At 34.4% G+C, this 23,694-nt stretch carries 30 protein-coding genes and 3 pseudogenes; 21 read left to right on the forward strand and 12 right to left on the reverse strand.

The genetic code is table 11. The annotated features are described in order from the left end of the window. Positions 1-8 precede the first annotated feature (8 nt). The 4 genes from ACZZ95_RS17230 to kaiC all read right to left on the reverse strand — a co-directional run bounded on the left by ACZZ95_RS17230 (position 9) and on the right by kaiC (position 2,288). Positions 9-308, reverse strand: coding sequence for a circadian clock KaiB family protein (locus ACZZ95_RS17230; protein WP_095951429.1), 300 nt, complete (start codon positions 306-308; stop codon positions 9-11). 2 nt (positions 309-310) lie between these two features. Continuing rightward, positions 311-604: a circadian clock KaiB family protein gene (locus ACZZ95_RS17235; protein WP_095951428.1), complete on the reverse strand. Its 294-nt coding sequence runs from the start codon at positions 602-604 to the stop codon at positions 311-313. Positions 605-819: 215 nt separating this feature from the next. Beyond that, the gene (locus ACZZ95_RS17240; protein ID WP_463469960.1) at positions 820-1,326 is read right to left on the reverse strand and encodes an ATPase domain-containing protein; all 507 of its coding nucleotides are present in this window, start codon (positions 1,324-1,326) and stop codon (positions 820-822) included. Further along, the gene (kaiC, locus tag ACZZ95_RS17245; protein WP_463469961.1) at positions 1,323-2,288 is read right to left on the reverse strand and encodes a circadian clock protein KaiC; all 966 of its coding nucleotides are present in this window, start codon (positions 2,286-2,288) and stop codon (positions 1,323-1,325) included. Before kaiC ends, ACZZ95_RS17240 begins: the two co-directional genes overlap by 4 nt. 839 nt (positions 2,289-3,127) lie before the next feature. Here kaiC and ACZZ95_RS17250 point away from each other — a divergent pair. Next, positions 3,128-3,307: a hypothetical protein gene (locus tag ACZZ95_RS17250; protein WP_463469962.1), complete on the forward strand. Its 180-nt coding sequence runs from the start codon at positions 3,128-3,130 to the stop codon at positions 3,305-3,307. Continuing rightward, positions 3,288-4,172, forward strand: a complete 885-nt coding sequence (locus ACZZ95_RS17255) for a 3-oxoacyl-ACP synthase III family protein (protein WP_463469963.1) — start codon at positions 3,288-3,290, stop codon at positions 4,170-4,172. The genes ACZZ95_RS17250 and ACZZ95_RS17255 overlap by 20 nt, the downstream gene beginning before the upstream one ends. Before the next feature lie 190 nt (positions 4,173-4,362). On the opposite strand, the gene ACZZ95_RS17260 is transcribed toward ACZZ95_RS17255, so the two are convergent. The 3 genes from ACZZ95_RS17260 to ACZZ95_RS17270 all read right to left on the reverse strand — a co-directional run bounded on the left by ACZZ95_RS17260 (position 4,363) and on the right by ACZZ95_RS17270 (position 5,834). Next, positions 4,363-4,878: a hypothetical protein gene (locus tag ACZZ95_RS17260; RefSeq protein ID WP_463469964.1), complete on the reverse strand. Its 516-nt coding sequence runs from the start codon at positions 4,876-4,878 to the stop codon at positions 4,363-4,365. 97 nt (positions 4,879-4,975) lie between these two features. Next, the gene (locus tag ACZZ95_RS17265) at positions 4,976-5,140 is read right to left on the reverse strand and encodes a helix-turn-helix domain-containing protein (protein ID WP_463471703.1); all 165 of its coding nucleotides are present in this window, start codon (positions 5,138-5,140) and stop codon (positions 4,976-4,978) included. After that, positions 5,136-5,834, reverse strand: a complete 699-nt coding sequence (locus tag ACZZ95_RS17270) for a hypothetical protein (protein WP_463469965.1) — start codon at positions 5,832-5,834, stop codon at positions 5,136-5,138. Before ACZZ95_RS17270 ends, ACZZ95_RS17265 begins: the two co-directional genes overlap by 5 nt. Positions 5,835-6,234: 400 nt before the next feature. Between ACZZ95_RS17270 and ACZZ95_RS17275 the strand changes: the two genes are divergently transcribed. The 5 genes from ACZZ95_RS17275 to ACZZ95_RS17295 all read left to right on the forward strand — a co-directional run bounded on the left by ACZZ95_RS17275 (position 6,235) and on the right by ACZZ95_RS17295 (position 9,779). Continuing rightward, complete coding sequence (locus ACZZ95_RS17275) at positions 6,235-7,059, forward strand: PAS domain-containing protein (protein ID WP_463469966.1); 825 nt, start codon at positions 6,235-6,237, stop codon at positions 7,057-7,059. Further along, positions 7,052-7,531 (forward strand): hypothetical protein, encoded by a 480-nt coding sequence (locus tag ACZZ95_RS17280; RefSeq protein ID WP_463469967.1) that lies wholly within the window; start codon positions 7,052-7,054, stop codon positions 7,529-7,531. The genes ACZZ95_RS17275 and ACZZ95_RS17280 overlap by 8 nt, the downstream gene beginning before the upstream one ends. 30 nt (positions 7,532-7,561) lie before the next feature. Further along, positions 7,562-8,146 carry a PAS domain-containing protein gene (locus ACZZ95_RS17285; RefSeq protein ID WP_463469968.1) on the forward strand — a complete coding sequence of 195 codons (585 nt, stop codon included), beginning with the start codon at positions 7,562-7,564 and terminating at the stop codon, positions 8,144-8,146. Positions 8,147-8,167: 21 nt separating this feature from the next. After that, positions 8,168-9,226, forward strand: coding sequence for a sensor histidine kinase (locus ACZZ95_RS17290; protein WP_463469969.1), 1,059 nt, complete (start codon positions 8,168-8,170; stop codon positions 9,224-9,226). A 94-nt stretch (positions 9,227-9,320) separates the two neighbouring features. Beyond that, positions 9,321-9,779 carry a response regulator gene (locus ACZZ95_RS17295; protein WP_463469970.1) on the forward strand — a complete coding sequence of 153 codons (459 nt, stop codon included), beginning with the start codon at positions 9,321-9,323 and terminating at the stop codon, positions 9,777-9,779. 22 nt (positions 9,780-9,801) lie between these two features. Here ACZZ95_RS17295 and ACZZ95_RS17300 read toward each other — a convergent pair whose 3' ends face one another. After that, positions 9,802-9,978, reverse strand: a complete 177-nt coding sequence (locus tag ACZZ95_RS17300) for a hypothetical protein (protein ID WP_463469971.1) — start codon at positions 9,976-9,978, stop codon at positions 9,802-9,804. A gap of 274 nt (positions 9,979-10,252) precedes the next feature. Between ACZZ95_RS17300 and ACZZ95_RS17305 the strand changes: the two genes are divergently transcribed. From ACZZ95_RS17305 to ACZZ95_RS17355, 11 genes and pseudogenes are all read left to right on the forward strand, one after another. Further along, positions 10,253-10,570: a hypothetical protein gene (locus ACZZ95_RS17305; RefSeq protein WP_463469972.1), complete on the forward strand. Its 318-nt coding sequence runs from the start codon at positions 10,253-10,255 to the stop codon at positions 10,568-10,570. Positions 10,571-10,898: 328 nt separating this feature from the next. Then, on the forward strand, positions 10,899-11,822 hold the full coding sequence (locus tag ACZZ95_RS17310) for a hypothetical protein (protein WP_463469973.1): 924 nt from the start codon (positions 10,899-10,901) through the stop codon (positions 11,820-11,822). 4 nt (positions 11,823-11,826) lie between these two features. Further along, positions 11,827-13,805 (forward strand): annotated as a pseudogene (locus ACZZ95_RS17315) (TonB-dependent receptor plug domain-containing protein). A gap of 5 nt (positions 13,806-13,810) precedes the next feature. Then, positions 13,811-14,197 (forward strand): hypothetical protein, encoded by a 387-nt coding sequence (locus ACZZ95_RS17320; RefSeq protein ID WP_463469974.1) that lies wholly within the window; start codon positions 13,811-13,813, stop codon positions 14,195-14,197. 244 nt (positions 14,198-14,441) lie between these two features. Beyond that, positions 14,442-14,705 (forward strand): MbnP family protein, encoded by a 264-nt coding sequence (locus ACZZ95_RS17325; RefSeq protein ID WP_463469975.1) that lies wholly within the window; start codon positions 14,442-14,444, stop codon positions 14,703-14,705. Beyond that, entirely contained in the window at positions 14,702-15,109 is a 408-nt protein-coding gene (locus ACZZ95_RS17330) for an MbnP family protein (protein WP_463469976.1), read from the forward strand. The genes ACZZ95_RS17325 and ACZZ95_RS17330 overlap by 4 nt, the downstream gene beginning before the upstream one ends. Positions 15,110-15,170: 61 nt before the next feature. After that, on the forward strand, positions 15,171-16,187 hold the full coding sequence (locus tag ACZZ95_RS17335) for a cytochrome-c peroxidase (protein WP_463469977.1): 1,017 nt from the start codon (positions 15,171-15,173) through the stop codon (positions 16,185-16,187). Positions 16,188-16,417: 230 nt separating this feature from the next. Then, complete coding sequence (locus ACZZ95_RS17340; protein WP_095951407.1) at positions 16,418-16,780, forward strand: BlaI/MecI/CopY family transcriptional regulator; 363 nt, start codon at positions 16,418-16,420, stop codon at positions 16,778-16,780. 103 nt (positions 16,781-16,883) lie between these two features. Further along, a complete protein-coding gene (locus ACZZ95_RS17345; RefSeq protein WP_463469978.1) occupies positions 16,884-17,060 on the forward strand; it encodes a hypothetical protein in 177 nt (58 codons plus the stop codon). Positions 17,061-17,154: 94 nt separating this feature from the next. Beyond that, the gene (locus ACZZ95_RS17350; RefSeq protein ID WP_463469979.1) at positions 17,155-17,484 is read left to right on the forward strand and encodes a M56 family metallopeptidase; all 330 of its coding nucleotides are present in this window, start codon (positions 17,155-17,157) and stop codon (positions 17,482-17,484) included. Further along, positions 17,471-18,814 (forward strand): hypothetical protein, encoded by a 1,344-nt coding sequence (locus ACZZ95_RS17355; protein WP_463469980.1) that lies wholly within the window; start codon positions 17,471-17,473, stop codon positions 18,812-18,814. The genes ACZZ95_RS17350 and ACZZ95_RS17355 overlap by 14 nt, the downstream gene beginning before the upstream one ends. Before the next feature lie 308 nt (positions 18,815-19,122). Here the strand turns inward: ACZZ95_RS17355 and ACZZ95_RS17360 are convergent. The 3 genes and pseudogenes from ACZZ95_RS17360 to ACZZ95_RS17370 form a co-directional block, all read right to left on the reverse strand. Next, positions 19,123-19,213: pseudogene (locus ACZZ95_RS17360) on the reverse strand (FAD-dependent oxidoreductase); the annotation flags it as partial. Between the two features lie 217 nt (positions 19,214-19,430). After that, positions 19,431-20,012 (reverse strand): FAD-dependent oxidoreductase, encoded by a 582-nt coding sequence (locus ACZZ95_RS17365; protein WP_463469981.1) that lies wholly within the window; start codon positions 20,010-20,012, stop codon positions 19,431-19,433. Then, complete coding sequence (locus ACZZ95_RS17370; protein WP_463469982.1) at positions 19,954-20,367, reverse strand: hypothetical protein; 414 nt, start codon at positions 20,365-20,367, stop codon at positions 19,954-19,956. Before ACZZ95_RS17370 ends, ACZZ95_RS17365 begins: the two co-directional genes overlap by 59 nt. A 158-nt stretch (positions 20,368-20,525) precedes the next feature. Here ACZZ95_RS17370 and ACZZ95_RS17375 point away from each other — a divergent pair, with 158 nt between their 5' ends. The 3 genes and pseudogenes from ACZZ95_RS17375 to ACZZ95_RS17385 all read left to right on the forward strand — a co-directional run bounded on the left by ACZZ95_RS17375 (position 20,526) and on the right by ACZZ95_RS17385 (position 22,166). Then, positions 20,526-20,729: a hypothetical protein gene (locus tag ACZZ95_RS17375; RefSeq protein ID WP_463469983.1), complete on the forward strand. Its 204-nt coding sequence runs from the start codon at positions 20,526-20,528 to the stop codon at positions 20,727-20,729. A 187-nt stretch (positions 20,730-20,916) separates the two neighbouring features. After that, a complete protein-coding gene (locus ACZZ95_RS17380) occupies positions 20,917-21,540 on the forward strand; it encodes a hypothetical protein (RefSeq protein ID WP_463469984.1) in 624 nt (207 codons plus the stop codon). 178 nt (positions 21,541-21,718) lie between these two features. Beyond that, a pseudogene (locus ACZZ95_RS17385) lies at positions 21,719-22,166 on the forward strand (hypothetical protein). Positions 22,167-22,267: 101 nt separating this feature from the next. Here the strand turns inward: ACZZ95_RS17385 and ACZZ95_RS17390 are convergent. Then, on the reverse strand, positions 22,268-23,491 hold the full coding sequence (locus ACZZ95_RS17390; RefSeq protein WP_463469985.1) for a DUF763 domain-containing protein: 1,224 nt from the start codon (positions 23,489-23,491) through the stop codon (positions 22,268-22,270). Between the last annotated feature and the right edge of the window lie 203 nt (positions 23,492-23,694).

Consider the following 23,694-nt stretch of genomic DNA (forward strand, 5'->3'; position numbering starts at 1 on the left):
CCTCCAAATTATTCTCTTATATTAAGTATGTATAATACTTTTTCTTTGTCTGATAAATCACCTAAAATGATTCTTTTAGGTTCAGGATGTGTTTTGATCAGCGTAGGAATTGCTACGATCTGATGAAACACAGCCTGCTCTTTATCACGGCTGATATCTATTATTTCTAATTCATAATTATTGGCGAGATACGTGTCGCAGATACTGCGCAAATTCTCGATCGCATGCCCTGATTTAACAGACATACCGGAAACAAAAAGTAAAAATTTATGTTTGGTTGTACTTGTGCCATCAGATGAATCTTCCATGATTAGGCTTTTATAGGTTTGATATTCAGTCCTACAAGCACTCTTTCTTCATTAGAAAGGTCACCTATTATTTTACGAATAGGCTCAGGGAATTTTCTCACCAATGTAGGTACAGCCAAGATTTGATCGCCTTCTGCCAATTGCGGATTTTTCAGCAAATCGATAATTTCAATACTGTATTTTCCTTTTAGATATTCTTCGGCATACTTTTTTATGTTCTCGAGCGCCTTGATCGATTTTGGCGTTTGCCCTGCTATATACAGCAGTAATTGCCATTCGGCTACTTCTTTTTTCATTTTATTTATTTTTTTCTTAGAAGACAATTTAGCCTGTAATTCTTCTGTTGCTTTCAGGATACTTAATTCTTCTTCTGCCGATTCAAATTCTGTTCTTAATGACTCAATATTCGCTTCAAGAACTTTGCGTTTACGCTCAATTTCACGGTCTTTTCTGTTAATTTCGTTTTGAAGCTTAATATCAGAAATGGTTTTCTTGAACTGATGCGATTGTCTCAGCTTGCGCCCGTTAGGATTCCCTGCGGACCTAATTCTACATCCAATAATTTTATTCCGTGACCAGTGATAACAAATTCTCTGACTTGGTTAGAGTGACCCATTCCTCTAGATTTGATAATAAAGATACCGCGGTTTCTTTCGCCAACGCCTTCCATATCGCGCACCGTAATCCAAGTGTCAACCAAAGACGAAACCGATTCTTCTGCCAAATCAGGTCTAAAACTGTCTGTCTGTTTGTTTAAAGACGTAAACATGGCCGTAATATTGTTGGCTTTCAGCATATCAATTAAACGTACCAGCATCGAACGCACTTCGTGTTCGCTACCTACCGAAATCAGGTTACTAATTGGATCAATAATGATTGTAGTAGGCTGAAATTCTTTAATTAATTTTCGAAGCGTAAGCAAATGCAGTTCAAGTCCATTTAACGACGGACGTGAAGAATGAATTTGCAAAATACCTTTTTTGATGTGTTTTTCCAGATTTACACCAATCGATTTCATGTTACGCACCAATTCGTCTGCGGCGATTCTTCGAAAGCAAAATAAATTGTTTTTTCGTTTTTTTCGCATTGTTCATTGGCAAAGTAACACGCAACCGTTGTTTTGGCTGTTCCTGCTGTTCCAGAAACTAAGATATTGTCGCCGCGATAAAAACCACCGCCATGAAACATATCGTTTAAGCCCGGAACGCCTGTCGGAATTACATCTGATGAAACTTCATTGTCCAGTTTTAAAGAGGTTATAGGAAGTACAGAAATTCCGTCTTCGTCAATTAAAAAAGGATATTCGTTTGTTCCGTGTGTTGAACCTCTGTATTTTACAATACGAAGTCTTCTGGTCGAAACCTGTTCAATTACACGATGATCCAGCACAATAACACAGTCTGAAACGTATTCTTCCAATCCTTGACGTGTCAAAGTTGCTTCTCCGCGTTCTCCCGTAATAATTGCAGTAACGCCTTTAGTTTTGAGCCAATGGAATAATCTTCGCAACTCGGCTCTTAAAATGGCCTGATTGTCAAGACCAGCAAATAAAGATTCGATTGTATCCAGAACAACACGAGTTGCTTTTATAGAATCGATGGCGTGACCTAATCGAATAAATAAGCCGTCGAGATCGTATTCTCCCGCTTCTTCAATTTCCGATCTTTCGACACGAACATGATCTACTACAAGCTTTTTATCTTTTTTAAGTTGTTCCAAGTCAAAGCCAAGCGACTTTACGTTTAGGGTAAGGTCGTCTGAGGGTTCTTCAAAAGACATGAAAACCCCGGGTTCGTTATAATCTGTAATTCCTTTAATAAGGAACTGCATGGACAACAATGTTTTTCCACAGCCGGCACCACCGCAGATTAAAGTAGGACGCCCTTGCGGAAATCCTCCATCAGTAATCTCGTCTAGTCCGTCAACTCCAGTAGGAGTTTTTGGAAATATAAAACTATGTGATTTTGTTTTTTCTTGCACGATAATAAAATTCAGTATTAACTCAAATATACGTTTTCCTGCAAGATTTACAATGAATTCCTACTAAGATTTAACAGCTGTTTAATGAAGTTTTAAAGGTAAATTAAGAAAAATTGACTCGAAATAGGAATAAATGAAGAAAATTTTACCAAATAACTATAATATTAACGTTGATATTTAACAGTAATTTTTGGGTTTTGATGGGAAATGGGTTTTTTGGGTGGAGGGAATGTTAATTTTATGGGTTTTAGGCTTTATAATGAAGTTTAGCTGATAAAAGAATTTGGGTGATCATTGAATTTAAATAAAATAAAACCGTCAAGTTGATTTTTGGGAACAACTATATTGAAAAAAGAATAAACCTAATTCAAATCGAAGTAATATTTTGTAATTTTCGTATGAAACTGAGTGTCCTAGCCCTGATGGCAGAGGCATCCTTTTTTGCCGGTCCCGAGGCTTCGGGAGGCACAAAAGATATAGCGGACAGCAGGAATCAGCTCCCTAAAACTAGGATACTATTTAATCGCTATTTTACGATCAAACCAGATGATTTAAAAGATTAACAACAGATAATTTTTTATGAATTTGATATGGAAAATGGGTTTGAAGACGTAAAAAACTTGTAACAGCGGCTAAAGCCAAATGCGAATAGCGATGAAATTAAGAAAGAAAATGCGAATTATGAAACAGAAATCTTAATTGTCATGTTACTAAGGTATGGTTTTTGCTGTTCTTGGCGCATAAAAGTAAAACTGGGATAATACCATAAGGATTAGAGATGACTTTGTAATCGTTTCCGAATTTTTAGTGTTATTTTTGTACCGTTAAAATTCCAAAAAATGAATGCAGTTATAACAGCTATAGGTGGCTTTGTGCCATCATCAATCCTAACAAACAAAAAAATTTCAGAAACTGTTGATACATCTGACGAATGGATCGTAAAAAGAACTGGAATTAAGGAACGTAGAATTGCAGACGATAACACGGCAACATCTGATCTTGCCAGCTGGCGCAGTTGAAAATCTTCTTGAAAATTATAAAGTAGACCGCGAAGAAATAGAAGCTTTGCTGGTTGCTACAGCTACTCCAGACCATATTTTAGCACCAACAGCAAGTATTGTCTGCGAGAAAAGCGGGCTTGTAAATGCTTTCGGAATTGATATGAATGCGGCTTGCAGTGGTTTTTTGTATGCACTGGAAATGGGCGCAAATATGATCGAAAGCGGTCGTTACAGTAAACTGATAATTGTTGGGGCAGATAAAATGAGCTCGATCGTAGATTATGAAGACCGTAATACGTGTATTCTTTTTGGAGATGGAGCGGGAGCGGTTTTGTTGGAAAAAACAGAATCTGGAAACGGTTTAATGAAAACGATTTTGAAAACAGACGGAAGCGGTGTTTCTTCTCTTGCAGTGCCTGCGGGAGGTTCTAGAACTCCAATTTCGATGCAGAGTCTTTTGCACAGAACACATTATTTAAAACAAGATGGTGCTTTTGTATTTAAAAAAGCGGTGTCTTCTATGAGTCAGGTTTCGCAGGATGCTTTGGCTAAAAATGAATTAAAGGCAGACGAAATTGACTGGGTAATTCCGCATCAGGCTAATTTAAGAATCATTAATGCGGTGGGCGAAAGTTTGAATATCGACGCTGAAAAAGTAAAAGTAAATATCGAAAGATACGGAAATACAACATCTGCAACGGTTCCGTTATGTTTATGGGACTTCAAAAATGATTTTAAAGAAGGTCAGAATTTATTGATTACGACTTTTGGAGCAGGATTTTCATGGGGCGCAACCTGCTTGAAATGGGGAGTTATGCGTGACGAAAAAACTGCCAAAATAAGTAAAAATACCACAGAAAAAAGTGTCGTAATGGCACATTAATATAAGTGTATTGATTTTTCGATACAATTTTTGTCATAGCGACAAAGAAAGGATCACACAAGTAACGTCGCAATTGTCGAGTTTCTAGTGTGATCCTTTCTTTTTTAGAAGGATAATCTATTGCTTAAAAAACTTTGCGACTCTGCGCCTTTGCGAGACTATTTCTTTACAATCTTAAAAATCTAACTATCTATTTATTACCACTAATTTCTTTTCTCAAATAGATTTGCTTTTGATTCCTTTCCTCTGAATTATTCTCTTCAAAATCAAAATTCGTATAACCAATCGAAGCTAAAGCTTCTTGTAAAATAAAATCAAATTCAAAGAGTTTTACCCAGATTAGATCATGTTTTCTTTGCATGGCAATTACTTCGGCGCGATTGATTAACAGCAGGATTTCTTCGGCATCAGTGTAAACGATATGTTCTACGCAAATAGGTTTTTCGGCATCGATATTTTCATTAAAAATTCGGGAAGAATTTAATTGTATAAAAGACGATGGCGTTTCCTCTTCATAAACCATTAAAACTTCAATAGAAAAATCATTTTGTATTTTGAAAAGTTGTGGAATCGAAAGTTTTTCGGCAACGTATTTTTCGCCATCGGCAGAAGAGGGAAATAAATTAGAATAGAATTTTTTGGCTTCACTTTCCATCCAAGAAGCGGTTTCCATTATAATAACTACAAATTGTGCTTTTTTTGACATGATTTTTTATTTATAGAATATCTAGCAAAAATCTGCTAATTTGTTTTACAAATAAAGGTTCAAAAGTCTGATATGTTCGTCAGAAAGTCGGTTTTGTTTATTTATTGTTTCGATATTCTAATGGTGAAATTCCAGTTTGAGTTTTAAAAAATTTACCAAAAACAGATTGATTAGAAAAATTCAAACTATCGCTGATCTGATTGATAGTCAATGATTTGTTGTGTAGTAAAACTTTGGCTTCGAGAATCACCATATCGTCAATCCATTCGCGGGTGGTTCTGCTTGCTGTTGTTTTTAATAACTTCCGAGAGGTATTTTCGACTCACGTTTAAACAATCGGCGTAATAAGAAGGCGATCGGTGTTTGATAAAATCTTTTTCCAGAATTTCTTTAAATTTTTCGAATAAAGGATTTAGGATTTCAGTTTTCGAACTGGCATTTTTTATAGTATCCAATTCAAATGTCAAAATGTACAAATAACTTCGTAGAATAGAAGCTTGATGAAAATGTTCCGTTAAGAGTGTTTCTCCAATTAAATTAAAAAGCTGTTCAAATTTGGGTTTCGTATTTTCCGTTAAAGGAAAAATATGCTTATCGCTGTTTTCGAAAAAATCATACTGAGAAAGAAAAAAAATATTGGCTTGATTTTCAAGAAAAAACTCAGGCTTAAAAAAGATAATATTCATTACAATTTCTTCGCTGTTTTTGGCAAAACTCCGAATCACGTTTGGACCAATCGCAAGTATTGCAGGTGCTTCAACCACTATTTTATGGAGTCGGGTCTGCATGACAATGCTTCCTTTTTTGAGAAATTCTATAGCATAACTTTCTGCACGATACGGAATATCTATATACGGATGATCCTGAATCTGAACATAGAAATAGTCTTTGTTATTGATTTCATCTGTAAACAAACTTTTATGATGTTCGAGTGAGTAAGTGCTGATTTTGCTCATTTCTAGGAAACTTTTCTCAAGGTGGTTTTATTCAAATATAAGTAATTGAAGCTGTTTTATAAGCTTTAAAGAATGTTTTTTGAGTCGCTAGAATAATAAAGGCTGTCTTGTGGATAATTGTAAAATTAACTAAGATTTAAAAAAAGATAATGCCAAAAATCTTTAAATAATACAGTGCTATTTTTATTTGATAAAATGTGTAGTATAAAACGGTGGTTTTTATTATATTTGATTAAGGAACTTTAACAGGAAGAACTAAGTAATTCACTTATAGTTAATTGTACTAATATTCCTTAATTTATTCCCTGCCAAATAATGCAAATAACCAATTAACACCAATACAGATAAAATTGACAATTAAAAAAGTTACAAACCAAAAGTCTAGGCGTTACGCATTACAATGGAGTTAATAAATAATTCAGATCTCTTTCAAGCCGTTTTTAACTCTGTACCCAATGGTATTGTAGTTATAAAGTCTTTATACAATGATAAAGGAAAAGTAGAAGATTTTTCGATTCTGCTTCTCAATAATTATATGCTTAAATGGGTCGATAATGTAAACTATGAAGGCAGACGGTATAGTGATATATTCCCGAATGTCAATGAAACTAATGTTTTTGAAGAGTTAGTTAGAACTGCAGAAACAGGAGAAACTTCCAATTTTGAGCAATGGTATGAAGGAATCGGATTTAAACATTGGTTTCGATTTACCGCTGTAAAGCAGGGTGATCTCCTCATTATTTCAACAAAAAACATCACAGAAAAAAAGCAGGCAGAAACAGCATTAAAAAACGCACTTATTGTTGCAGAAAAGCAAAAACGACTTTACGATTCTGTTATAAACAATACACCCGATTTGGTTTATGTATTTGACCTAAATTATAAATTTACGTACGCTAATAAAGCCTTACTTACTATGTGGGGCAAGTCGGCTGAGGATTCTATTGGGCTTGGTTTACGCGAGAATGGCTATGAAGAATGGCATGCATTAATGCACGAAAGAGAAATTGATTATGTAGCGACCGAAAGAAAATCAATTCGAGGAACAGTATCTTTTCCGCATGCAGAATTAGGAAAACGTGTTTATGACTACATTTTTGCCCCCGTTTTTAATGAAAAAGGAGAAGTTGAAGCCATTGCTGGAACAACCCGCGATATTACAGAGATAAAACTGGCAGAAGAAAAACTGCAAGAAAAGCGAAACTCGTTTTCGCAGTATGATTGAGCAGTCGCCAATCGCCATGTCGCTTTCAAGAGGTGAGGAGGTTATTATTGAAACCATCAATAAGCCAATGCTTAAATTCATGAATAAAAGTAGTACTGATGAAGTTTTAGGAAAAACAATGCTTGATGCTTTACCAGAACTAAAAGGACAGACAGCACTGCAAATTGTAATTGATGTACAAAGAACCGGAATTCCATTTCGAGGAGAAGAACAGCCTGTCGATTTAGTAATAAATGGTAATGTAGAGCGTCGTTATTTTAATTTTTCATACGATTGTATTAAAGATATAGAAGAAAATCTCACAGTTTTACACGTAGCTATTGACGTTACAGATCGAGTACTGGCTAGAAAAAGACTGGAAGACAGCGAAAGCAGGTTAAAATCTGTGATTGACCAGACTCCAGCGGCGACATTAATTCTAAAAGGAGATAATCTTGTCATAGAACAGATTAATAAGCAAATGCTTCGCTGACTTATTGGCAGAGGAGAAGAAATTGTTGGTATGCCATTAATTGACGTTCTTCCAGAATTAGAAGGACAATATGTTTGGGAGCAGGTGCAGAATGTTTATTATAAAGGAATTGCCTTTAACCAAAGTGAAGTTCTTGTTCCGCATAATCGTACAGGTCAGTTAGAAAACTATTTTTATAACCTGGCATATCGTCCTTTGATCGAAGAAGGCAAGATAACAGGAATGATTCAAGTGGCGGTCGATGTGACCCAGCAGGTGGTGGCCCGACAAAAAATGCAAGAAAGTGAGAACCGTTTTCGAGCTTTGGTTAATGCCTCTTCAGATGTAGTTTACCGCGTAGATGCTAATTGGAATATGATGCGAAGCATGCATGGAGTAGGCTCAGTTTCAGATTCTGAAGAACCTGTTTCCAAATGGTTAGAAAGATTTTTTCATCATAGTGACCGCGAAAAAGTAACTAGTTTGATTGCTAAATCTATTGCAGATAAAAGCATTTTTCAGCTAGAGCATAAAACGACTCACAAAGATGGCGCTGTTGGCTGGACATTTTCTAGATTGGTTCCTATCTTAGATGAGCAAAACAATATAATGGAATGGTTTGGTGCGGCTGAGTGATATTACTTCGCAAAAACAGTCATGAAGCAAATTATTAAAGATAGTGAGGAGAAATTTAGACAACTCGCAGATCTGGTTCCTCAAATTATTTGGACAGGTAATCCAGATGGTTTTGTAGATTATTACAACAGACGCTGGTACGAATACACTGGATTTGATGAAAACGGATACGGTGATTCAAGCTGGGTGCCAAAAATGCATCCAGACGATGCTGATTTTGTTCAAAAGGAATGGTACGAAAGTGTTAATACCGGCATTTCGTATCAGTTGGAATTCCGTTTGAAGAATGGAGCTACGGGCGAGTACCGCTGGTTTTTAAGTAAAGCACTGCCGATAAAAGATAAAAAAGGTGTTATTACAAAATGGTTTGGCACCTGCACAGATATTCACGAACAAAAGACTATTACAGAAAAATTAGAAAGTCTGGTTGTAGAGAGAACCAAAGAATTACAGCGTTCTAATGACGACTTACAGCAGTTTGCGCATGTTGCATCTCACGATTTAAAAGAGCCGGTTAGAAAAATAAAAACATTTGTAGGTCGTCTTGAAGAGCATTTAAACGGAAAGTTAGACGAATCTACTTCGAGATATATTGATAGAATTCATGTTGCATCTGACCGTATGTTTAATATGATTGACGGTGTTTTGTCTTATTCTAAAATCAACGCAGACTCGCAAAAAACGACTTTAGTAGATTTAAATGAAATTATAAAAAATATAGAAATTGATCTGGAAGTATCTTTACAGAAAACCGGCGGAAAAATTTACAGCCAAAATCTTCCCGTGTTAGAAGGAGCATCTGTGTTGCTTTATCAGTTATTTTATAATCTGATCAATAATTCTATTAAATTTGCAAAGAATGGTGTGCATCCTAAAATAAAAATTACAGCAGAAAAAATCATTCAAAAGGGAAAAAACACAGCTGTAATAACTTTAGAGGATAACGGAATAGGTTTTGATAACGATCAGGCCGCACAGATTTTTGAAACGTTTACACGTTTGAATTCTAAAGATCGTTATGAAGGAACAGGATTAGGATTGTCACTTTGTAAAAAAAATTGCAGAGCGCCACGGCGGTAGTATTACTGCTTCTGGAGTGCGCGACAAAGGAGCTGTATTTGTGATAACACTGCCGATAGAGCAGATCGAAAATGATATTTAAATTATGGAAAAAATGACAATATTGCTAGCCGATGATGATATGGACGACACAGAAATGTTTTGCGAAGCATTAGCTGATGTAGATGAAAGCATAATGTGCCATTGTGCCATAAATGGAAGTGAAGCTATAAAAATGCTTAACGAGTTAAAAGAACTTCCAGATATTATTTTTCTGGATCTAAATATGCCCATTATGAATGGCTGGGACTGTCTGAAATATTTAAAATCAGACGATCGCTATAAAAATATACCGGTGATAATGATTTCAACATCATCACACAAAAATGATTTGGACACAGCAACCAGCTTAGGAGCTATTTGTTATTTCGTTAAACCAAATAATTTTAACGATTTAAAGCACGCTCTTAGATCTATTACTACAAATATTCAAAAGGGACTAAAAGAAGTAATCGCAAGTCTTCATACCGAAGGTTTTCGACATCTTTTCAGTTGTGAAGAAAGTAATTTATAAAATACAACAACAAAAAATGTGATTACATAATTTGATGTGTATTTTCATTTGGATCTGAATCAGGAACTGGTGGCGTTTCAATTTTATCGTCCCAATGTCCCCAATCTCCTTTATAAGATCTTAAGAATATTAATTCATCATTTTCTCCAACAAATAAAATTGTGTCGCAAGGAGATTTCTCTTCTTTTCTAGTATTCATTTTTGTAGTTTCCATGGCTGTGAGGGTATCAAGTTAAGTAATGTCAAAAGTAAATAGACTCGGAATCAATTTGTTATATAATAACTCAAAATAGTTGTCAAATTTTCATTTTAACATATTAAACAGGAAGTTGACAATTAGTTTTTTCTAAAAATAAAAAAGCACAATTAGTTAAAATAAATACAAAATTGTACGTACTTTTGCTCAAAAAGCGACAAACAGTTGAAAAGGTTAATCATCATAGCACTTTCTATTTTAATTTTATCGCCATCATTTGGCAGACCTGTTTGTATATGCTTCATTCAAAATCAATCAGAAAGAAATAGCCCAAACCATTTGCGTACAGCGTAAATTGGCATTTAACAGCTGTAACGGGCGATGTGAACTTCAAAAAAGCATCAAAAAATATTCTGATAACGAAAGAAAAATGCAGGACAGCGTAAAAGAAAAATCTGAGCTTGTTTATGTTCAAAATTCCATTGAAGTTGATTTTAATATCATTCTTTCAATTGAATCACAAGATAATACCACTACTTTATTTGAAAAGAAACCAATTGGAGCTTCTAATCTTACTTTTCATCCTCCGGTCTAATTTTTAAAAGATCAATATTTCAGTTTAATTTAGTTAAAAATTTGACGTCGTTGTTTATATAATGATGCAAATGGATGTAATGTATTTTCATATTAGTATAGATATGAATTTACCGCAAAACTTGAGTTTCTAATTAAGAATGCTGTTTGATTTACATTTTTTTTACTTCAAATATTGATCACCTCCTCCTAATTAAAAATATACTTTGAATGTATTTTTAATAAAATAATTCTATTAAAATTTTCACGGCACTTCTGCTTGTTTTAGATTTCAGAATCTGATGGCATTGTGCTCGCATTTAAAACAGTTTTTTTAACATTCATCACAAATGAAATCTTTTAAATTTCTAGTTATTGCACTTTTTTGTGTGATTTCTTCCTGTACAATCGACAAAACAGATTACGAAGCCGAAATTGGCTCTGAAGTTCCAGAATATAACGAGTTTAAAGAAGCTGTTTCAGTTACCAGCGGTACTTACAAAATAAGCATTGAAGCGCTAAACGGTACTTTTTATAAAGGTTATAATGAACTTCATCTGAAAATCAGCAATACACAAAACAATCAAAATGTAAGTTCATCAGCAGTTACTTTTTTACCTATTATGAGCGTCGCTGACGGAAGTAAAACTTCATCTCCGCACGAATACAATCTGGAATACGATACCGTAAATAAATATTTCGTTGGATATTCTGTATTTACTAGTGAAAGTGTTACAGCAGACAGCTGGAAATTATATCTAAGTTTTACCGCTGATAATCAGAAATATGAGATTAATAAAGAAGTAACTGTGGCAAAACAGAGCAATAAAAATCTCAATATGATAACTTTTACTGGAAAAGATAACGAACAATATAGTATTGCGTTAATTGCCCCTCAAAAACCAACCGTTTCAGAAAATAAATTGACGGCAGGAATTTATAAATACAACAAACCGACCACTGCGGCGGGAACTTTTCCAGATCCTTCACAATTTTCTTATTCAGAAGTAAGCGGTTACACTTTAAAATTAGATCCAAGAATGCCCGAACCGTCAATGGGAAATCATTCTTCGCCAAACAATCAGGACCTGACGCGACAAAATGATGGTTTGTACCACGGAGTTGTCAATTATACGATGACAGGAAACTGGACATTGAATTTAATTATGATGAATCAAAATGGACTGATTATCAAAGGAACAGTAGTTCCAACAGATTTTACTCCCGGAGTTGAAGGTGTAAAAAGTGAACTTTATATTGATACATTATTCTAAAAACATGAAATATATAATAATGTTACTTTTTTTGGGATTGTCTGTAACAGCTCAAAATACACATGCACATCACGACAGCATTAAAAATTTAGAAGAAGTACAAGTAAAAAGCGCGACTAAAAAGAAAATAGAAACCGAAATGAAAATGGCCGTTTCGGTTGATGAATTTTTGTCATCATCAGATAATATCAGTTTTATCAAACGAGGCGCGTACGCTTGGGAACCACTGCTAAATAATATGAGCAGTGAACGCTCTACGGTTACGATTGACGGAATGCACGTTTTTGGTGCCTGTACCGATAAAATGGATCCGATAACGTCTTACGTAGAAAGTAATAATCTTTCGACAATTGATATAAAATCGGGGCAGGAAGGAAGTCTTCACGGCGCAACTGTAGCAGGAAGTATCGATTTAAAAGAAAAAGCACGCCGTTTGGTCTCGCTAAAAAATGGAACGGCGCCTACCAAACTGGATTTGAGTTTAATAATAAACAGTTTTTCAATCTTGGAAACGTCTCTTTTTCAGGCGAAAAATTTGTAGCCGATGGAAGTATTTCCTATAGAAAAGCAGACGATTATTATGATGGAAATAATGACGAAGTAAAGCATTCACAATATAAAAAGTTCAACACCTCATTGGGTTTCGCCTATAAAACAGGTGATTTATCGGCGGTAAGACTGGATGCGATTTTTGATATGGCAAAAGATGTGGGCTATCCTGCCTTACCAATGGATTTATCGCTTTCGCGCGCGCTGATCACATCGGCTTCTTATAAACAATTATTTGAAGAAGGATTAATAAAAGTTGTCGATACAAAAATATATTTTAATGCAATTGAGCATTATATGGATGATACCACTCGTCCAGAAAACCTAGTTCATATGGATATGCCGGGCTGGAGTACAACTTACGGATTGGTTTCTAAAGCAAATGCAAAAAGAAATAGTTACTCGTCTGAAATACAGTTGAATGCTTACGATAATTTGTCCATTGCAGAAATGAGAATGTATCCGCAGGATCGAAGCAATAGAACCATGTTTGCTTACAGCTGGCCGTGGGTTACGACTCGTTATGCAGGATTATCTATGAATAATTCCTGGGATCTTTCAGAGAAAAGTCAGGTGAATTTAGGAGGTTCTTTGGGGGTAAATTACAATTACTCCAAATATGTAGAATTCAACTGGATATTTCATCCCGGCGCACCGCAGGAAAAAACAAGATTTTTACCGAGTCTTCACGCAGGTTATAATCTTGATATTGATCATTTTAATTTTTCCGTTGGAACGGGTTACGGACACAGAGCGCCTTCGGTTTCTGAAGGTTACGGATATTATATCTACAATAGTTTTGATCGTTACGATTATATCGGAAATCCGAATTTGAAAAATGAAATTTCTTATGAAGGAAATGCAAGCGCAGGTTTTAAAAACGAGAGATTAAGTATTCAGGGAAAAATTAATTACTTCTACATTGAGAATTATATCATTGGAAGGATTTTGAGCATGGGAAGTCCGATGAACTATCAATCGGTTGGTGTAAAAGGGTATACTTCATTAGATTATGCAACACTTTTAAATATGTCGATGAATGCGAGTTATGATATTTTACCGCATTTACATTGGAAAGGAACGCTTACATACGCACGCGGAATGGATGATAAAGGAGGAAATCTGCCTTTTATTCGTCCGTTGAGTTATCAGACTTCGCTTCATTTTATGCATAAAAATTTCGGAATCCAGACTTCTGTAAATGGTGATTTTGAGCAGATTAATTACAGTCCAGAATATGGAGAAGATCTAACTTCAGCCTATACAATTTGGAATATTTCTGCCAATTATAGTTTCAAAATCAATAAAGTAAAAACCGTTGTGCAAGTTGGAGCAGAGAATTTATTAAACGAATATTACAGCACTTATGCCGACTGGGGAAATATTCCAAGAATGGGACGTAATATTTTCACATCTTTAAAATTCAACTTCTAATAAAAATGAAAAAAGTTTTTAGTTTCACAATGACAATGCTGTTTCTGCTGGTTTCTTTCCAGCAGGGATTGATTATTGTGCACTTTAAACTCAATCAGAAAAATATTGAACAGGAATTTTGTGTTAACAAAGCAAAGCCAGAAATGCAGTGTCATGGTAAATGCCATTTAAAGAAAGAATTAGAAAAATCTGATCCTTCCGATTTGGAACTTACCAGCATTGGCAAAAAGATTGACATCGCATTGCTTTCAAATTTTGATTTTACAATTCCTGTTGTAAAATTTATAAATTCTAATAAAGTATTAATTTATAGGGAACTGGAACTATTAGAACCTTGCCTCGAGATTTTTGTACCGTCGCCTATTTTGTTATTGGTTACCTCGTTCAATTAATAAAATAGAAATACAAAAATTAAATTAAAGAAATGAAAAATTTTAAAAAATACCTTTTGTCAGCAAGCAATTGCAATAGCTTTCGTATCCTGTTCAAGTAATGATGACAATTCAGTTGCAAACAATGTAACATTGGAATTTGATAATACTTTTAAAAATACAACTATTGTTTTGGGCAATGCGGCGTCTACTTCTGCTACAGTAAATACTTCTGCAACGAGGACAAGTTCATCATTTTTCGGAGTTGAAATATGTAATCAGCAACATTCGTCTTGTAAAAGATAATGGAGATGAAGTTCCGTACAACGTAAATGATTTAGATAAAGGAGCGACTGTAATTGATCAATCAAAAACGGCAACGTTAAGTTATGTTTTGAGTAATGTACCAGTCGCAACGTACAAGCAGATTAAATTTGGTTTAGGGATTAAACCAGAGCAAAATACTTTAGATCAGGTTAGATTTCCTAATTTTTATGCCTGCAGCGAGGAGCAAATGATACTGCAATGATGTGGGAATGGGGAAGCGGTTACCGTTTTACAAAGGTAGAAGGTTTTTATGATACTGATAATAAAGCGATGTCTATTCATACTGGAAGCACTGTCGCAGGTAAAAACGGAACTCCATCAAGTTACACGCAAGGTGTTAATGCTTACAGAGATATTACGTTGAACTTGACAACAAATGCAGTGGTAGGAAGTGTAGCTCCAAAAATCAAAATTAAGGCAGATTTTGATAAAATGTTAAGCGGAAAAGTGAATACAATTACTTTATCTACAGGAACTGGCGATAATGACAATGCGACGCCAAACGTTCATACAGCGGCTCAAATGGTAAAATTTGTGGATAATTTGGGTGGGAACGGATCAAGCGATATTACAGGAATGTTTTCTGTTACAAGCGTACAAAACTAAAATTATATTTTCAGAACCGTCTGATATTTAAATAGGCGGTTCTGTTTTAAATTCATTTATAATGAAAAAAATAGCTGGCTTTGTATTGCTTTTATTGTTGTTTACGTCTTGTAACAACGATGATTCTGATATGATTTCTATTAATAATCCCGAAGTTTCACTGAATATTCCGTCTGGATTTCCAGAGCTTAATGCTTTTGTAAGTCAAAACAAACCGACGAAATACGGCGTAGAATTGGGTGAAATGCTTTTTTCTGAAAAGCGATTTAGTGCAGATAATACCATTTCCTGCTCCAGCTGTCATATTCAGGAAAATGCTTTTGCAGATCAACATGCACAAGCGGTCGGAATTGAAGGCAGAATCGGACTTCGTAATACGCCATCCATTCAAAATTTGGCTTTTATGAAGTTTTACAATTGGGATGGAAGTAAGCTCCAATTGGAGAATCAGCCCCTCGTTCCTATTATAACACATGAAGAAATGGATTCGTCTATTTTGGAAGTTATTGGTAAAATCAAAGATGATGCGGTTTACAAAGATTTGTTCAAAAAAGCATTTGGAGATGAAAATATTACGCCAGACAGAATCTTTAAAAGTATTGCCCAGTTTGAATACACTTTAATTTCTGCCAATAGCAAATATGATAAAGTAAAACGAAATGAAGCCTCTTTTACCGAAAGCGAATTGCAGGGATATCAAACCTTTCAACAGAAATGCGCAAGTTGCCACGGCACAGAATTGTTTACAGATCAAACTTTTAGAAATATTGGATTTCCCATAAATACGGATACCAATGAAGCTGGACGCAGCAGGGTTACAGGCATTCCTTCTGACTTTATGAGTTTTCGTGTTCCTACTTTAAGAAACATAGAATACACGGCTCCTTATGGGAGTTTTGGACAATTTGCTACTTTAAAATCTGTTTTGGATTATTTTGATAATGGTGTTTTGGATGCAGAAAATTTAGATCCGATTTTCAAGAATAATGGCAAAAGAATTCCACTTACAGATCAAGAAAAAACGAATCTTATTGCATTTATGAAAACTCTTAGCGATACAGAATTTGTAAAAAAATAAATCACTATTAGGATTTCTGAAAAAGGAAAAATAGAAAAAGCTAAACTTATGAGGTTTAGCTTTTTTTTGTTCATATAACTGAAAATTAATGATTTGTGTTTGTTTTTTGAATTAACAGAGAAACTTTTTTCTCAGTGTTTTCGGGTATTTACTAATGTATTAGTTAAAAAACTAACAAATTAGTTTGTCTACTAATTAATTAGTAGTATCTTGCATCAAAATATTTAACCATGATAAAATTAGCGAAACGAGAAGAACAAATCATGCAGGTGTTTTGGGATTTGGAAAAAGCCTTTATAAGAGATATAATTCCATTACTGCCAGATCCGAAACCACATTACAATAGCGTAGCAACAATTGTAAAGATCCTTGCCGAAAAAGGGTTTTTGAATTATGAAACTGCTGGAAATATGCATTGCTTTTTTCCCATTATCAGTAAGGAAGAATACCAGCAATTTGCTTTGAAGGATATTGTAAGTCAATATTTTGATAACTCGTATCCTAGAATGCTTGCTTTTTTTGCAAAAGAACAAAAACTTTCAGAAAAGGAATTAGACGAAATAGTCAGCATCATTAAAAAAGAAAAGATATGATACCTTATATTTTATACACAGCACTAATTCTGTCAGCCTGCTTTATATTTTATAAACTGCTGCTTGCAAAAAAGAAACTTTCTTTCATTTGAATAGATATATATTGCTAGCCTGTATGGTACTGGCTTTTATTCTGCCTTTGGTTCCTGTGCCACAGCAATTGTCTTTGAGAAAAACTACTGCTGAAAAAGAGATAACACTGAATAAAACTCCAGCTGAAAATTTAGTAAATACATCTGCAAGCAATCGAAAAAACACCAGCACAGCCAACAATTGTTGAAGAAACAAAACAAGTAATCAATGTTGAGTTCCTTTTACAATGTCTGGTCTATTTATACTGGTTTGGAGTTGTAATTTTTGGTCTGAATTTTTTAATGCAGGCAGTTATATTGCTTTTTAGAGCCAATTCTAAATCGGTAATTCAAGATGGTAAATTTCGTATTGTAGAAATAACGGGTGACAAAGCCCCTTGTTCTTTTGCTAATAATATTTTTATCAATCCCGAAAAATACGAGTGGGAAACGTATAATCAAATTTTAGATCACGAAAAAATTCATATTGAGCAGAAACATACTATTGACCTTCTGCTGGCAGAGATTGTTCTTGTTTTTCAGTGGTTTAATCCTTTTGCGTGGCAGTGGCGAAAAGCATTGGATACCAATCTTGAATTTTTAACAGATGATCAAATGCTTGCGACAAGATAAAGTTGAAAAAGAAAGTTATCAATTCAGTTTACTAAAAGTTGCGGCTACGCAATTTCCTTTGAGTCTTACAACTAATTATAATCAATCATTATTAAAAAAACGAATCATCATGATGAACTCAAAAAAATCAAATGTGCACACCACTTGGAAATATTTTTTCCTAGTGCCGCTAATGGTGCTTTTTGCCTGCCTTTTTAATCAACCGGTCGCGCAGAGTCAAACCCTAAATTCTGGCGGGGAATCTAAACAGGATACAGCCATTGAAAACGGAATGAAAACAGATGGAAACTGGTTTGCTGTTATCAAAGGCAATACCATCGAAATTACTTTTAAAAGCGATGAAAATGACAATTCTTCGAGTACTTTTCAATTGAGTGAGATTAATAATCTTCCAAGAGATAAGCAAGGTGAATTTACTTTAAAACGTGAAGCTGGAACAATGCATTTTACAGGGAAATTTGAAGGAGACCGCGACACGGGAACCTATAAATTTACAGCAGACAAAGATTACCGAACAACAATGAGCAAAGAAGGCGTTGATTTGAAAAATGACGAAGATTTTCTTGTTTTCTTTATGATTAATGTCAAAGTATCTTATGTACAAATGCTTAAGAAAAACGGATACAACGATTTAGACAAAGATCAAATTATTCCTCTTGTCGCTTTAGATGTGAACGAAGCTTATATTGCCTCTATTAAAAAAGCAATTCCAGATATTGATTTGGATAATCTTGTTCCTTTTAAATCATTAGGAATAGACAAAACTTTTATTGAAGAAATAAAAAACTCGGGTTATAAAGATGTTTCTGCAAGTAATATTATTGCATTAAAATCGCAGGGAATTGATGCTAAATATATTAATGATTTCCACTCGGCTAAAAAAGAAAGCAAAAACGAAAATAATGGAGAAAACACAGTTAGCGACAGTGAAGATGATGATGATGACAATATTATTGCCTTTAAAGCTTTAAATATCGATAAGGCTTTTGTTGATTCCTTTAAAAAGATAGGTTATACGAATATTTCAAACAGCGATCTTATAGCGATGAAATCGCTAAATGTAACGCCAGAATATGTAAAAAGTTTTCAAAATGCAGGCTACAAGAATATTGAAGCTGAAAATCTAATTGCATTAAAATCACAAAATATAACTCCAGAATTAATCAAAGAATACAAAAGTCTTGGTTTTGACAATTTAGATTTAGAAGAAGTGGTGGGAGCAAAAGCTACAGGAACTACGCCATCTTTTATTAAATCGATGCGATCAAAAGGACATGACTTTAAAAGCCTGGAGAAATACATAGCCTTAAAAGCTCTTGCTAATAATTAAAAATTAGTACAAAAAAATCAATCAAGTTGTAAGATACAAAAGCCCAAACCGTAATAGGAATGGGCTTTTGTCTTTTTTATAAACATTATTTTTTAAGTATCTTTTTTCTTTAAACAACGTCCTCTTGGTTCATCGCCTTCATGAAGTACAATCTCAGAGTGCAGGAATTGAGCTGGCATCTGCAGAATCTTTTACTTTTACCGCACTGCGTTCCAGCATTTCAGCTTCGAATTCCTTTAAAACACTTTCTCTAATTCCAGCTTTTCGCCATTGAGATAATGGTTTGCATTTTTTTGAAATGCCTCGTGCCAGTGTAAGTGCATCCAGTAAAGCTTGATTGGCACCTTGTCCCTTGAACGGACTCATTGGATGCGCCGCATCTCCAATTAAAGTTACTGGACCCGCATTATTCAGAAATGTTGCTTTAAGTAAGTCTCGATCATAAACAGGATATCCAGAAATTTTATCTGCGACGGTAGCCTTCAAAATCTGCGGAATAGGATCGTGCCACTGCGTTCTTCTGCAGGCTTCTTCTTTTAATGCCTGCGGTCCTTGAGCACTTAATTCTTTCGCTTCTTTTTCGGACATCGGAAAACTGAGTCGCCACATTATGGAGTCAGAAGTATAAGGCATCATATAGATTCGTTCGTTGCCATTTGCAGTTTGAAATACGGTAGCAGAATCTAATAGAGAACTCGTTAAACCTTCTAAATTCTTTAGAGGACAAATTCCAAGTATCACAATGCAATCCAGATAACGCAGCCGGACTAACTGCATCGCCAATCACGAGTTTGCGAACAGAACTGCGGATACCATCGGCTCCAACAACAAGATCTGCTTTAAAACTCTTAATTTCTCCATTTACATCAAAATTAAGATTTACGCTTTGATTTTCGCCTGGTTTAAAATCAATTAATTGATGTCCCCATTTTACAGTATCATGACCGCCAAGCTGTTCCAACATGGCTAATCGCGCCGATTGTCGTGCAATATGCATATTCGTGCGTTTGGCAGTGGTCTTTGCTGTAGCTTCCAGCCACTTTCTAATTCCCCATTCTCCAATTACTTTTCCGTCTGTGGTGTGAACTAAATGTCTTGTCGAAATTACTTTATCTTCTAAAGAAAAAACACCCAGTCCTTCAATTGCTTTGCTTGCCTGCTGTAAAGTAAGTCCGTAGCCTTGAGATCGAGCAGACAAAATTAAGATCACGCTCGTAAAGTGTAAATGGAATGTCGCGATGCAGACAGGCCAGTGCCAAGGCCACACCTCCAATTCCAGCGCCAATAATAGCGACTTGCGGATAATTTTCTGTATCAGCGATAGGATGACTTTCAGTAGCGGTTAATCCAGATCCGTTACAGTTTAAACAGGTATAAAGATGTGCTTTAGGACGAATAGGAGTTGTTCCTTCGCCATTTGATTTTTCAAACTTATCAAGTGCTGTCTGATATTCAAGTCGGGTTTTCTTGCTCAGTCTGCGGCTTTTTTTACCTCTTCCTTGACATTCTTCGCAAATAGTCCAGCTGGTTTTTTCTATTTCATTTTTTTTCACTTTCACTTTTTTAGCACTGATCTTTAATACATGCAAATTTAAAGTAAAAGATTCCTGATGCAAATGATATGGTGGTATTTTATAACTTTTAAAAATGATTATATAAGTGTTAAGTGCTGGCAGTGAAGTAATTTAGTAAAAATTAAAACTTAGAAATTATGAAAGCAAATAATCAAAATCAGAATATCACTAAAAATAGTAATTCTGATAATCGAAGCGATCGAAGTGATATGAGAAAACATCAATATAAAGATCATGATGAAGTTTTAACAAATGATAAAAATTATGATGTTGATACTAAGAAGTTTAAAGGTGAAGAACCTGACTTTGACGATAAGTTAAATAACGAAGAAAAAAAATAAATTGTAAAAAGTCCCAAATTCTATTTGGGACTTTTTAATTTGCCATATTTCAATTATTTGGATTTTCTTTTACATTTTGTGGATAAAAATTGAGAAGTTCAAAACAACTATGCGACGATTTTTATAGATTTGTAATGTTTATTTTCCAAAAACATCCTTTGGGAAACAATTATAAAATTTAAAAACAATGAAATCTGTCACTTCGATATTTTTATTTTTAATCTTTGCCTATTCCAATTCTTATTCCCAATTAAGTTCAGATAAAATATTCGAAAGCTTTAAACAAGGCGAACGCACCAATTGTTCATCCATTGCTTTCATTAAGGCTTCATTAAACGTTTACGGATTGGATAATCTCTTTACAACCGAAAAAATAAACGATAGTTCACTAAAAATTACCTTAAAGAATAATGCATCATTTAATTTAAATAATGATGAAATTAACACCGCAAAAATTTCTGCAGGATTCGTATATATTAAAGACAATTGCGACACAGAAAAAATAACCGATTACGCTATTTTGACCTACGCCGTTATGGCAAAATACAAACAGATTGTTGACAAAGAAGCAACTTTTGAAAAAGCTTTAGAAGATTTAGAAGACGGTACGGTGTACACTCCGACGATTTATAAATATTTAGGTTTTTCTGTAGGCAAACAAATTCAAAAATTAAAAGAGAGTCTGGAAGCGAATATTGCGGTGTTGTCGCATGGTCAAAAGCACATGCAGTGTTTGTGTGTGAGGAGTTTATGGATTATTACGGCAACAAAAAAAGTATCTATATCAAATATCCGGGACGTTTTAGAATAATAAGGCCTGCAGAAGAAATGGCAAATATTCCTAAAATTGTTCAGTCGTATTAAGAATCTCAATTACAGACTACTACAGTGCTTATTGTTAAAGTTTTCAAAAAAAAGAAAACAATAAACTTGTAATTTAACTTAATTTATATATTTTTGTTTTAATCAACAACCCAATTTACATAAAAATGAAAAGCAACATTACTTTATTATTAAGTTTACTTTTCTTCTTGACAACTGGTGCTATATCAGCACAAGCAAAAAATGCCCCAAGAAGTATTATCAGTACAACAGCTATTATCCGTAAATACCACGATCAAAAAGAATTAAGCGGTATGCAAAAAGGAGAACTTTTAGAATTGTACATTGAACGTATTAAAGTTTTAGTAAAAACTTTACCTTACATCGCTTTGGTTACTAAACCAGGTGTTACAATGTCAGACTTAGGTATTCCAGATGATAGTGACCATAAAAAGATTTTAGATAACCAAGCAGTTGGTACTACAACTTTCTTAGATACTACAGTAGATTTTCAAAGAAAGATGATGCCGTATTCTGATAAAGGTAATCTTATTGCTTGCAATCTTATTTTATGAAGGTACATTAAAATCTTTACACGAATTCAACGATTTGTAATATTTGAAATATTGCAGACTAAAATTTATAAACCTCTAAGATTATCTGATTTTAGAGGTTTTTTTCGTTTAATGCTTTTATGAAGTTTGCAGTTTTAATCCTTAAAATAATTCAAGCTGATTGTTATTTGGATTTATAGGTTTCTTTTTAGGAGGTTTAGCATCTCCAAAAATGGTTTTTCCTCCATACAAGTGCGATTCATTTCTTTCTTTTTGAATCAGTGCATCAAAATTAGAATTGGGTGTAAAATTCTGTTCTGCTTTTCTTGAGATTTCAGACAATTTTTGAATAGCATCCATTTTATCAGAATTACCAATTTTAGCGCGATTTATAGCTCTCTGTAAAGTATCAATCGTTTCATCGTATATTTTTACAGGCACAGGAAATGGATGTCCGTCTTTTCCTCCGTGAGCGAATGAAAAACGGGCAGGATCTTCAAATCGGGTAGGAGTGCCGTATATTACTTCGCTTACCAATGCTAACGACTGCAAAGCTCTTGGCCCCATTCCTTTTAAAAGTAATAATTCTTCAAAATCTTCTGGTTTATTCTCATGCGTTGCCCAAAGCATTGCGCCAAGTCTTTTCATATTTACATCTTCCATTCTAACATCATGATGCGCCGGCATTGCGAGATACTGCATTTCTTTCATGATCTTTGTTGGAGATTCTTTACATAATTCTAAAATACCATCTCTTGATTTTGATGCTGCCTGAGCAGTAAGATTTAAGATACTGCCTTGATTTTCGCCATAAATAAAAGTATGAGGTTCTTCTATAAAAGATTTTAAATCCTGTGAGTGCCAATGATATCTTCTGGCTGTTTGAGAATTAGGGTTCATTCCCTGCTGAATAACAGCCCATTGTCCTTTATTATCTACAATAAAACTGTGCTGATACAATTGAAAACCATCCTGAATTGCTGTATTGTCTACTTTCGCAGTAAGTCTGTCGCAGTTAGCCAAATTAGTACCATCAAGTCCTGTTTTTTCGCCTACAAATAAAAGTTCCTGTGGTGTTAACATGGAATGTTTTCCCTTACCGCCGCAAATATAGATTCCTAGTTCTTTTGAATGCGGATTTACAGATTTTTTTAACGCTCCAAGTACAGAAGTTGTAATTCCAGACGAGTGCCAGTCCATTCCCATTACCGCACCAAAACTTTGAAACCAAAAAGGATTACTCAGCTTGCTTATAACTTCAGCAGTAGAAAATTCCATTGCAATAGTTTCGACAATTGCAAGGCCGAGTTTAGCCATTCGTTCGGAAAGCCATAATGGAACTTGTCCATAATGTAGTGGAAGATCAGCTGTGCCAGAACGCTTCATTTGATAGTATTTGTACAAAAATAAACAAAAAAATGCTTTTGATGGTTTAATAGGTTTTTAATCTTAAAGAACTTGTTTCTAATTTTTATTCATTCAATTAAAAAAAATCTTACAGAATGCTGGGATTTTCTAAATGTATTAACTGACTTGTTTCTAATTGATTAAAATTACTAAAACGTTTTTGTTAACATTTTTTTTTCAAA

Source organism: Flavobacterium sp. AC267 (genome assembly GCF_979258715.1).

Coding starts and splice junctions, on each gene's coding strand:
- ACZZ95_RS17230 (WP_095951429.1), bottom strand. CDS start 308: ATGGAAGATTCATCTGATGGCACAAGTACAACCAAACATAAATTTTTA.
- ACZZ95_RS17235 (WP_095951428.1), bottom strand. CDS start 604: ATGAAAAAAGAAGTAGCCGAATGGCAATTACTGCTGTATATAGCAGGG.
- ACZZ95_RS17240 (WP_463469960.1), bottom strand. CDS start 1,326: ATGAAATCGATTGGTGTAAATCTGGAAAAACACATCAAAAAAGGTATT.
- ACZZ95_RS17250 (WP_463469962.1), top strand. CDS start 3,128: ATGAATGCAGTTATAACAGCTATAGGTGGCTTTGTGCCATCATCAATC.
- ACZZ95_RS17260 (WP_463469964.1), bottom strand. CDS start 4,878: ATGTCAAAAAAAGCACAATTTGTAGTTATTATAATGGAAACCGCTTCT.
- ACZZ95_RS17270 (WP_463469965.1), bottom strand. CDS start 5,834: ATGAGCAAAATCAGCACTTACTCACTCGAACATCATAAAAGTTTGTTT.
- ACZZ95_RS17275 (WP_463469966.1), top strand. CDS start 6,235: ATGGAGTTAATAAATAATTCAGATCTCTTTCAAGCCGTTTTTAACTCT.
- ACZZ95_RS17280 (WP_463469967.1), top strand. CDS start 7,052: ATGATTGAGCAGTCGCCAATCGCCATGTCGCTTTCAAGAGGTGAGGAG.
- ACZZ95_RS17285 (WP_463469968.1), top strand. CDS start 7,562: ATGCCATTAATTGACGTTCTTCCAGAATTAGAAGGACAATATGTTTGG.
- ACZZ95_RS17290 (WP_463469969.1), top strand. CDS start 8,168: ATGAAGCAAATTATTAAAGATAGTGAGGAGAAATTTAGACAACTCGCA.
- ACZZ95_RS17295 (WP_463469970.1), top strand. CDS start 9,321: ATGACAATATTGCTAGCCGATGATGATATGGACGACACAGAAATGTTT.
- ACZZ95_RS17300 (WP_463469971.1), bottom strand. CDS start 9,978: ATGAATACTAGAAAAGAAGAGAAATCTCCTTGCGACACAATTTTATTT.
- ACZZ95_RS17310 (WP_463469973.1), top strand. CDS start 10,899: ATGAAATCTTTTAAATTTCTAGTTATTGCACTTTTTTGTGTGATTTCT.
- ACZZ95_RS17320 (WP_463469974.1), top strand. CDS start 13,811: ATGAAAAAAGTTTTTAGTTTCACAATGACAATGCTGTTTCTGCTGGTT.
- ACZZ95_RS17330 (WP_463469976.1), top strand. CDS start 14,702: ATGATGTGGGAATGGGGAAGCGGTTACCGTTTTACAAAGGTAGAAGGT.
- ACZZ95_RS17335 (WP_463469977.1), top strand. CDS start 15,171: ATGAAAAAAATAGCTGGCTTTGTATTGCTTTTATTGTTGTTTACGTCT.
- ACZZ95_RS17340 (WP_095951407.1), top strand. CDS start 16,418: ATGATAAAATTAGCGAAACGAGAAGAACAAATCATGCAGGTGTTTTGG.
- ACZZ95_RS17350 (WP_463469979.1), top strand. CDS start 17,155: ATGCAGGCAGTTATATTGCTTTTTAGAGCCAATTCTAAATCGGTAATT.
- ACZZ95_RS17375 (WP_463469983.1), top strand. CDS start 20,526: ATGAAAGCAAATAATCAAAATCAGAATATCACTAAAAATAGTAATTCT.
- ACZZ95_RS17380 (WP_463469984.1), top strand. CDS start 20,917: ATGAAATCTGTCACTTCGATATTTTTATTTTTAATCTTTGCCTATTCC.
- ACZZ95_RS17390 (WP_463469985.1), bottom strand. CDS start 23,491: ATGAAGCGTTCTGGCACAGCTGATCTTCCACTACATTATGGACAAGTT.